We start from the raw sequence: 8357 nt of genomic DNA on the forward strand, positions 1-8357 counted from the left end.
GGAACGCAAGGAATAGCGGTTGGCGTTTGGGTTAAATGCTTGGTCCGCCAACCGGCTGGACCGCTGGTAAGGAGGTTGAAGGTTTCATCTCAACCTCCGCATTTCCCAACGGAATCAGCAAGGATAGGAAAAGCCCTTCAGGTGCGAAGACAAGATCGATTTCCGCGTGGAATTGCGCGGCAAGCACCCGCCGGAGCAGTTTAAGGCCAAAACCTTCATGGTCAGGCAAAAGAACCGGCGGCCCATCATGCTCGCGCCAGTTCAGGCAGAAAAACGACTTGCCGTCTCGACGTTCCATCGACCAGCAAATATGGAGCCTGCCGGCTGGGTTGGAAAATCCCCCAAATCTCGCGGCATTGACCACCAGCTCATGCAGCACCATGCCGAGCATGATGGCAAGATCGGTGGCAAGTTCGGCTGGCGGCCCACAGCTCTCGATCGGTGCGTCGAGCTGATTCTCATACGGTCCAAGAGCAGCTGAGGCGATTCGATCGAAACGAATTGCCTGCCAGGAATCGCCGCCCACGAGTGATTGAAGCTTCGAAAAGAAGCCCAAGCGCGCGGCGAAAGCTTCCTTGAACGCGTCGATCGTCGTCGAGGAACGCGCCGACAGGTTCAAGATCGCCTGGACGACGGCAAGAGCATTCTTCACCCGATGGGTTAATTCATGACCGAGGCGACGCATCGCGCCGTCGAGATCGCGCAAGCGGCGCAGTTCGCCGAGCCGCGCGGCCTGGGCGGAGAGCCTGCGAAGGCTCGCTATCTGCGCGGGCGTGAGATCGTGCGGAGCCGTGTCTAGAAGGCCGAGAAAGCCCATGGGCGGGCCTCCCTCCACCGAAGCAAAGGGCATGGCAGCATAGAAGCGCCAGAAAGGCTCCTGCACGACAGAGCCATGGCGGCAAAAGACCTTGCTCGCCGTAAGGTCCTCGATCATCAGAAAAGAGGAGGTGACGACCGCGAAAGGCGAATCCGGCGGAATGGCGCAGGATTGCAAAGCGACCTTTCCAGCCCAGGATTTGATCAGTACGCCATCGCAATCATGAAAGGCGATAAAAGCCGTCGCCACATCGCAGATCTGGATGGCAAGGTGGCATAAATCCTCCCAGCCCGGATCTGTCATTTCCTCAGGGAGAATTCGACCTGACACGCCGAATGGCCTCATGAACGGAAACCGGAAGCTAACCGATGGGTAAAAGCCCAACTCCGGCTCGAGTACGAAACAGAAAGCAGAAATTGTTTGGAGCGGGTGAAGGGAATCGAACCCTCGTATTCAGCTTGGAAGGCTGCTGCTCTACCATTGAGCTACACCCGCCTGAATCCCTTGCCACTATGCAATGGGTCGCTAGGCTTAGCAATCCTCAAAGGCGAAGTGCCTCAAGGAAAAATGGTGGGGGAGGTAGGACTCGAACCTACGAAGGCATAGCCAGCGGATTTACAGTCCGCCCCCTTTGCCGCTCGGGACACTCCCCCAAGCCACACGCCGATGGATCATGCGTGGGGTCGGCGCCGCTTATGCGAAGCGCGCCCCTTTCTGTCAACTGCAAATTCGGGCTGGCCCTCCATAATCTCCGAGAAATCCCATGAAATGGCGCTCGAAGCTGTGAAAAACTTTGTGTCGAATCAGCTCAAGATCCGGCTGAAGGTGTTCCCCGCGACGGGTTTTAATGGTCGCCTGCTCAGAGCGCGCGGTTTACAAATTTCCGCATTTGCCGGAATGATCCTCCAACACAGGACCATGGCGGACCGACCTTCAGGATGAAGATGAAGCACGTTCTTCAACAAACTGATTTGAATTTAAATTCATTATCTTTTTCCCGACCGTTAGGCTCAGCGCCTTGCAACAGAGCGAGGATGCCTTGAGTCGCCAAGCACCGCCGCCGAAGGGCCTCGCTCCGAAAAGGGTGGATCAAACATCGGCCGCAAAAGAAAAGGCGCGTGGCAAGGATCATCCACGTCCCGAGAGGCCGCAGCCGCAAGCGCCGCGCTTTGCAAAGCCCGGCGCCGATCTCATCCAGCTTTACGGCACGCATGCCGTGCGGGAGGCCCTGCGGGCAGGCCAACGGGAATGTCTCCTCCTCCATGCGACCGCTATGGCCGCAGAGAAGCTGGCCCCAGAGATTGCCGCCTCCGGCGTGAAACTTCAGATCGTGACGGCGGATGATCTCTCCCGACAATTGGGGCCGGGCTCGGTTCATCAGGGGCTTTTGCTCGAAGCGCGGCCGATAGAGCCTTTGGATGTCACGGAAATCGAATCACGAAGCGGAATCGTTCTCGTTCTCGACCAAATCACGGATCCGCATAATGTCGGCGCCATTTTACGGACGGCGGCTGCATTTGCCGTCGATGCAATAGTGATAACGGAACGACATGCACCGGCACTGGGCGGTGTTCTGGCGAAAACCGCCTCCGGTGGCCTCGAACATGTCCGGATGGTTCCAGTGGTCAATCTGGCGCGATCACTCGAAACGCTTGGAAAACTCGGCTATCTGCGCATCGGCCTCGATTCGGCTGCGGAAAATGATTTGACACAGCTTCCTCTCCACAAGCCGCTGGCGCTTGTTCTGGGAGGCGAAGGCGCGGGGCTGCGCCGTCTCACGCGCGAAAAATGCGATTTCCTGGCGCGCCTCGATATGCCTGGTGCCATAAAAAGCCTCAATGTCTCAAATGCCTGCGCCGTCGTTCTCACCCTCGTTCAGAAGGCCTGACACCCAGAGGCGATGCGCGCGGCCCTTCGCATGATGGCCCGAGCCACTACCGGAAGGCGGCAGTCCGATCGACGACAAGGATCAAGACACACCTCAATCCTGGCCGTGTCTGTGCCCCTGATCATGAGCCGGAGACCCCGCTGCTTTGCCGGTGGCAAGCGACTCGACGGGAAAAACGACCTCCACATCGCCGGCTTTTTCGAATCGTAAAGTCGCGGTGAAGCTTTCGCCTTGCCTGAGCGGAGCGTGAAGCCCGCCAAGCATGATATGGATACCTCCCGGTTTCAATTCGACCACCTCGCCTGGCGGCAGGAGGAGGCCCTCCGGCAAGGCGCGCATCGTCATTATGCCATTCTCGATTTTCATCGAATGGATCTCGGCCTGATCGGCAACCGGTGTCGAGAGTCCGATGAGCCGGTCGGCTGATACGCCTTCATTGACGATTCGAAGATAGGCTCCGGCGACCTTCGCCCCAAGCGGCGGTTCGCGCACGAAAGCATGGTCCAGCCTCAAGGAAGTGCGCTGCTTTATCGGCATTGTCTCGGCTTGCAGCGTGGAAGGCCCAACGCATGCCAAGAGCGAGAAGCCCATGATCGAGGCGAGAATGGTTCGCAGCCATACCGGTGCCACATCGGCGTTGGGCTCACGACACTTGCGCAATGTGCGGCTGATAAACACGAGGAATCCTCCCTGTCTGGCCCTCTCGCCGATCGGTGGCGGTCAATTGCGCAGAGACGTATCGATCGACCAGGCTTCAATATCCTCAAGCTAAATCATATGCTTATCTATAAGGCACAGGATTGCCGGGAAAATTGTTTGATCAGACATCGGCATTAAAAGGCGGCGGATCGCCATGCGGCAAAAAGCCGCGCAGACTTGAGTCACAAAAGTAAACTTTCGATAGAGAGCTGAAGTGACTGCATAGCTGGACAAAGGCGCGCGTTCATATTTAAGTGATGCTAGTCCGATGGCAGGTTCGGTCAAAAATGCCGAAGATCACAAAAACGCCATAAAATACAGATCCGTCGGCCTGACTGACCGTAAAATTAAAGACGATTATCCGCTTAAATTTAGCGACATGGGAGGAATTATGGTCTTTTCGACAAGCGCGGTGCGCCCGCGCGTTGAAAAAAGAGCAATGACGCCAGCCGAGCGAAAAGTCATTTTCGCATCCTCGCTGGGTACCGTTTTCGAATGGTACGATTTTTATCTTTACGGCTCTCTGGCCAGCATCATCGGCGCGCAATTTTTTAGCCAGTTTCCCAAGACGACAGCCGATATTTTCGCGCTTCTTGCCTTTGCCGCGGGCTTTCTCGTGCGTCCCTTCGGAGCACTTGTCTTCGGACGCCTTGGCGATCTCGTCGGCCGTAAATATACCTTCCTCGTCACCATTCTGATCATGGGCCTTTCGACCTTCGTCGTTGGCCTGCTGCCAAATTACGCCACGATCGGTGTCGCAGCACCCATCATCCTCATCTCCGCCCGCCTGCTCCAGGGTCTCGCGCTCGGCGGCGAATATGGCGGCGCCGCTACTTATGTGGCGGAACATGCGCCCCATGGCCGGCGTGGCTTTTATACCTCATGGATCCAGACGACTGCGACGCTCGGTCTGTTCCTCTCCCTGCTCGTGATTCTCGCCACGAGAACATATTTCGGCGAGGCGCGTTTCGCCGAAATCGGCTGGCGCGTACCCTTCATCGTCTCGGTGCTGCTGCTTCTCGTCTCGCTTTGGATTCGCCTGCAATTGCATGAATCCCCGGCGTTCCTGAAGATGAAGGAAGAAGGCACGCATTCCGAGGCTCCGCTGACGGAAGCATTCGCCACCTGGTCCAATGCCAAGATCGCGCTCCTCGCTCTGTTCGGCCTCACCATGGGCCAGGGCGTCGTCTGGTACACCGGCCAGTTCTATTCGCTGTTCTTCCTGCAATCGATCTGCAAGGTCGACGGCTATACGGCGAATCTTCTGATTGCCTGGGCGCTCGTCATCGGCACCGGCTTCTTCGTCTTCTTCGGCTGGCTCTCGGATCATATCGGCCGCAAGCCGATCATTCTCCTCGGCTGCCTGTTTGCTGCGGTGACCTATTTCCCGATCTACAAAGCCATCACGGCCAATGCCAATCCGGCGCTCGCCCATGCGATCGAAACGGTGAAGGTGCAGGTGGTCGCCGATCCCGCCGATTGCGGCAATCTCTTCAATCCAGTCGGCACCCGTGTGTTCACCAATTCCTGTGACGTCGCGCGCGACTTCCTTGCCAAGAGCGGCGTGCGTTACGAAACCGTCGCCGGCCCGGCGGGCCAGCCGGCCCAGATCGTCATCGGTGGCGTTTCCATCCAGGCGTTCGATGCCGCGCAGGCAACAAACGTCAAGGCGGCCAATGCTGAATTCGCCGCCGCCGCAACTGCAGCCTTGCAGCAGGCTGGCTATCCGAAGGCCAATGATCCGGATATCGTGCGGATGACCCATCCGTTCGATTTCAACAAGCCGGGCGTTCTACCCCTGATCGGTCTTCTTGCTATCCTCGTGATCTATGTCACGATGGTCTATGGACCGATCGCCGCGGCTCTGGTCGAACTCTTCCCGACCCGTATCCGCTACACGTCAATGTCCCTGCCCTATCATATCGGCAATGGCTGGTTCGGCGGTCTTCTGCCCGCAACAGCCTTTGCCATGGTGGCCCAGACCGGCGATATTTACTACGGTCTCTGGTACCCGATCGTCTTCGCCGCCATTACCTTCGTCGTCGGCGCGCTGTTCATCCCCGAGACCAAGGATCGGGATATTTTCGCCGACATCTAAAACGGCCGCTCTATCCCGGCCAACATCCGGCGCCCTGGAAATCGAAAGATTTCCAGGGCGTTCTTTTATGAATGCCGGATTGGGCACCATAGAGGAGGGCTCAAGATCCAAGCCGGTGCGCCGACCCGGTTGTTCGTCGCTGCATCCTTTGCGGATTCGTGGCATGATTCATCAAAGCTTGCCCCCGCGACCGAGGGACGGCTGCTTCCCGCCAGACCTTGTCGATCACACCAGGCCGTGAATGACGAGACCCGGCCTTAATGGACATTCGCCATGAAAATTCGCGCCGATTTTTCAGAAAAAGCCATCCTGCGCCCCGGCGACGAGCCCTGGGCCGCCTCCCCGCAACCAGGCGTCGAGCGGCAGATGCTCGACCGTATCGGCGGAGAAATCGCCCGCGCGACGAGCCTCGTCCATTTCGCACCGGGAAGCTTCTTCCCGCATCATGTGCATGGCGGCGGTGAGGAGTTTTTCGTGCTCGACGGCATGCTGGAAGACGAAAACGGCCGCTATCCCCAGGGAACCTATCTGCGTGATCCGATCGGCTCCGAACATACGCCGTTCACGAAGGGAGGCAGCACGATCTTCGTCAAATTGTGGCAGTTTTCAAAGGATGACAGGGCGCGGCACGTCGTCGATACCAATGCGCTGCCCTGGCAGAAAGGTCCTGGCAACGGCCTCGCCACGAAGGAGCTGCATACATTCGATGGCGTCTCGACATTTCTCTTGCGGATGGAGCCTGGCGCCCGCTGGGATCATGAAACCCATGCGGATGGCGAGGAAATTCTCGTGCTTGAGGGCGAGGCCGCCGACGCCGACGGCACCTATTCCGCGCGCAGCTGGATCAGGCAGCCGGGCGGTCGCGAGAGCCGCCTGATCTCCGAAAGCGGAGCGACGCTGCTGGTCAAGACGGGACACCTCACCGCATCCCATCTCGCGCTTTTCGCCGAGGATGCAACACTCTGACCCTCGACCAGGAAAATTGAAAACACCTTCGGGACAAACCGGGGATTGAACCGTGCCGGAGGCCCGGTTCGTCATCCGCTGATCTTTGCGCCGATTATTTCTCGACCGGCTCGCCGGCCTCAAACCAGCCTTTGAAACCGCCGGGAAAATGCGCCTTGATGTCGTCGCGGCCACCCGCCTGGGCAAGGCCGAGCGCGGTGAGAGAGCGGTTTCCGGCCCGGCAGGCGAGAACGACGCGCTGGCCAGGGCCAGGCTGCGGCAACGCCGCTACGTCGAATTTCTGCAAGGCGTTCAGGATCGCACCGGGGATATGGCCTTCGGCATATTCATTGGGCTCGCGCACATCGACGAGGAGGATGGATTTGTCGGCGAGACCTTTCTTCAATTCATCGATCGACACATTCTCAACGACCTTTGGTGCGGGCCCGGCCATTTCCATTCCTTTCAACCCAATGAAGAAGGGCTTATCTAGCGCATAAGAGAGAAGTGAGAAAAAGGATTTTTCATCCGGCGACGAATCGACGCGCGCCGGATCGTTAAAATCGATACAGGGTCTAGAATCGATACCACATGGCCAGAAGCGGCCCTGCCTGCCGCCCCGCATCATAGCCAGCCACGGTCATAAAGGCGCCTCCCTGAATCGACCAGCGGGGTGAAACATCATAAACCAGACTGAGTTGCAGCGTATGCCAGCTCTGGCGTGGCCAGATCGCCGTCTTGTTTGTGAAAATCGTGCTGAAACTTTGCAACATTACAAGAATCGAGGGCAAAGGGCGTGCGCCAAGCGTCAGATCGGCATGCACTTCACCCGGCTGTTCGCCGCCATAGATGCGATAGCCAGAAGCGACTTCAAGAAAAACGGGAATTCCTTGCACAGCAAAGCCATGCCCCGCGGCAAGGCGCAGGTCAGCGCCGGCGGCGCGGCGCGCCCTGATGAGGCCCACCCCTTGCGAGAATGGCGGACCGGGTCCGATGAAGCTCGCTTCAAACGAAAGAACATCCCAGGGGTTGCGTAAAAGACCAAAACGCAGCCCGGCACCGCTGGTCCCGAGACCATCATAGGTCGAGCCCGGCTGGCTCGCTCTTATATGGTCGAAGGAAGGAGCGGCAATGACAGTAACCCGTTCGGTGAGGCCATATTCCAGATAGCTGCCGAGCTCGAATTTGCGATAAGATGGCACAGGAATGACCCGGCCATGCTTGTCGAAAGCTTTTGTCGATCCTGAAAAGGTCATGCCGGTGATGATTTGCCCCACGCCGGGCGGCATCAGATAGGCTCCGGCCATGGCCGAAATCCATCGAGGCGTCGTGAAAGGCGCAAGAAAAGGTCCGTGGAGGATGAGCCCCAAAAGGGCGATGCTGAAGGAAGCAAAGCCGCCAGGAAGGCGCGGGACATTGGGAGATCTCGGCCAGCAATCGCACATGACCCGAAAACTTCTAGGGAGCAGACACCAAACGGCGCTTCGCGCTCTTGCCCCATCGGGAAATTCGGCGCCACCGTCACCCAGTGGCTTTATTATATATCTTATTTACATTGCGTTATAGCGCCATTTTTCCCGAATAGAAATTCGGTTGATTACGTGCTGCGAGAAACTGCACAGATCCTAGGTCCTGTTGACGAATGCGCGCATCCAGAGGCGAATAGCGGCGATATGAACGAAGCCAAGGTAGCTTTCGGCGGTTTTATCGTATCGGGTCGCGAGGCGGCGTGAGTTTTTGAGCTTGTTGAAGCACCGCTCGATGCGATTGCGCAGGGCGTAGATGTAATCGTCGACGGGGATTTGCGTTTTCCGGTTTTTCCGGGTCGGGATGATGGTGGCCGCGCCTTTTGCTTCCATTGTCTCGCGAATATGGTCGCTGTCATAGCCGCGATCGGCCAGAAGCACCTT

At 57.9% G+C, this 8357-nt stretch carries 9 protein-coding genes and 2 tRNA genes; 4 read left to right on the forward strand and 7 right to left on the reverse strand.

The features are described from left to right. Positions 1–31 precede the first annotated feature (31 nt). The 3 genes from DL88_RS19600 to DL88_RS17025 form a co-directional block, all read right to left on the reverse strand. Positions 32–1120 (reverse strand): sensor histidine kinase, encoded by a 1089-nt coding sequence (locus DL88_RS19600; protein WP_051956119.1) that lies wholly within the window; start codon positions 1118–1120, stop codon positions 32–34. Positions 1121–1238: 118 nt separating this feature from the next. Next, positions 1239–1312, reverse strand: a tRNA-Gly gene (locus DL88_RS17020). A gap of 73 nt (positions 1313–1385) precedes the next feature. After that, positions 1386–1470, reverse strand: a tRNA-Tyr gene (locus tag DL88_RS17025). A 115-nt stretch (positions 1471–1585) separates the two neighbouring features. On the opposite strand from DL88_RS17025, the gene DL88_RS20480 reads away from it, so the two are divergent. Both DL88_RS20480 and rlmB read left to right on the forward strand, forming a co-directional pair. Then, positions 1586–1759: a hypothetical protein gene (locus DL88_RS20480; RefSeq protein WP_156971174.1), complete on the forward strand. Its 174-nt coding sequence runs from the start codon at positions 1586–1588 to the stop codon at positions 1757–1759. Positions 1760–1856: 97 nt separating this feature from the next. After that, on the forward strand, positions 1857–2705 hold the full coding sequence (gene rlmB / locus DL88_RS17030) for a 23S rRNA (guanosine(2251)-2'-O)-methyltransferase RlmB (protein ID WP_245270931.1): 849 nt from the start codon (positions 1857–1859) through the stop codon (positions 2703–2705). Between the two features lie 93 nt (positions 2706–2798). On the opposite strand, the gene DL88_RS17035 is transcribed toward rlmB, so the two are convergent. Next, on the reverse strand, positions 2799–3383 hold the full coding sequence (locus tag DL88_RS17035) for a copper chaperone PCu(A)C (RefSeq protein WP_051956120.1): 585 nt from the start codon (positions 3381–3383) through the stop codon (positions 2799–2801). A gap of 412 nt (positions 3384–3795) precedes the next feature. Between DL88_RS17035 and DL88_RS17040 the strand changes: the two genes are divergently transcribed. Both DL88_RS17040 and DL88_RS17045 read left to right on the forward strand, forming a co-directional pair. Further along, entirely contained in the window at positions 3796–5502 is a 1707-nt protein-coding gene (locus DL88_RS17040) for an MFS transporter (RefSeq protein ID WP_051956122.1), read from the forward strand. Positions 5503–5775: 273 nt separating this feature from the next. Next, a complete protein-coding gene (locus DL88_RS17045) occupies positions 5776–6468 on the forward strand; it encodes a cupin domain-containing protein (protein WP_034998888.1) in 693 nt (230 codons plus the stop codon). Between the two features lie 94 nt (positions 6469–6562). Here the strand turns inward: DL88_RS17045 and DL88_RS17050 are convergent, their stop codons facing one another. From DL88_RS17050 to DL88_RS17060, 3 genes are all read right to left on the reverse strand, one after another. Beyond that, the gene (locus DL88_RS17050) at positions 6563–6901 is read right to left on the reverse strand and encodes a rhodanese-like domain-containing protein (RefSeq protein ID WP_034998905.1); all 339 of its coding nucleotides are present in this window, start codon (positions 6899–6901) and stop codon (positions 6563–6565) included. 121 nt (positions 6902–7022) lie between these two features. Continuing rightward, a complete protein-coding gene (locus DL88_RS17055; RefSeq protein ID WP_156971175.1) occupies positions 7023–7754 on the reverse strand; it encodes a hypothetical protein in 732 nt (243 codons plus the stop codon). A gap of 318 nt (positions 7755–8072) precedes the next feature. Then, positions 8073–8357: IS5 family transposase (locus DL88_RS17060; RefSeq protein ID WP_034998889.1), on the reverse strand; the 285-nt coding region annotated here is incomplete at its 5' end.

The sequence above is a fragment of the Beijerinckia mobilis genome, from assembly GCF_000745425.1.
Taxonomy (GTDB): Bacteria; Pseudomonadota; Alphaproteobacteria; order Rhizobiales; family Beijerinckiaceae; genus Beijerinckia; species Beijerinckia mobilis.